Genomic DNA, 836 nt, shown 5'->3' with positions numbered 1-836 from the left:
TGAGGTGGTGCCGGAAATTCGGACAGGGTGTTAAGCTCATCCCGACCTGAAGGAATGGACGGGAATGAAGACGACGAGAAAGCGCTACAGCGCGGATTTCAAGGCGAAGGTTGCGATGGAGGCGATCCGTGGCGATCTGACGCTGGCGGAACTGGCAGCGAAGCATGGCATCCACCACACGATGATCGGTGCATGGAAGCGGCAGGCGATGGATGGGATGGCCAGCCTGTTCGATAACGGCGATCAGAGCTCGAAGGCTGCCAGTGAGGCGGAAATCGAGAAGTTGCACGCCAAGATCGGGCAATTGCTGGTGGAAAGGGATTTTTTGGCGAAAGCCTCCGGTCGATGAGCGTGGCCTGGAGGCGATCGAAGATCGAGCCGACACACCAGCACCTGTCGATCGCGATGCAGTGCCGCCTGCTGTCGATCAGCCGGTCGTCCTATTACTACACGCCGGTGCCGGAAACCAAGGAGACGCTGGCGCTGATGACGGTGATCGACGAGACGTTCATGGAATGTCCGTGGTACGGCAGCCGTCAGATGGCGCGGCATTTGCGGCGTCTGGGCCATGCGATCGGCCGTCGCCGTGTCCGGCGGCTGATGGCGGTGATGGGGCTGACGGCAATTTACCAGCGTCCTCGCACAAGCGATCCGCATCCCGAGCATCGGATTTATCCCTATCTGCTGCGCAATCTGGAAATCACGCGCCCCAACCAGGTCTGGTGCGCGGACGTGACCTATCTGCCCATGCGCCGGGGTTTCCTCTATCTGGTCGCCATCATGGACTGGGCGAGCCGCAAGGTGCTGGCCTGGCGGCTATCGAACACCATGGACGC

Annotated in this window: 1 pseudogene; it reads left to right on the top strand. The window is 60.9% G+C overall.

The features are described 5' to 3' along the window. Positions 1 to 64 precede the first annotated feature (64 nt). Positions 65 to 836, top strand: a pseudogene (locus F7P65_RS21855) (IS3 family transposase); the annotation flags it as partial.

The sequence above is a fragment of the Sphingobium estronivorans genome (assembly GCF_008692605.1).
Taxonomy (GTDB): domain Bacteria; phylum Pseudomonadota; class Alphaproteobacteria; order Sphingomonadales; family Sphingomonadaceae; genus Sphingobium; species Sphingobium estronivorans.
Note: the sequence above shows the minus strand (reverse complement) of the source record. Positions and strands in the feature narration are given on the sequence as shown.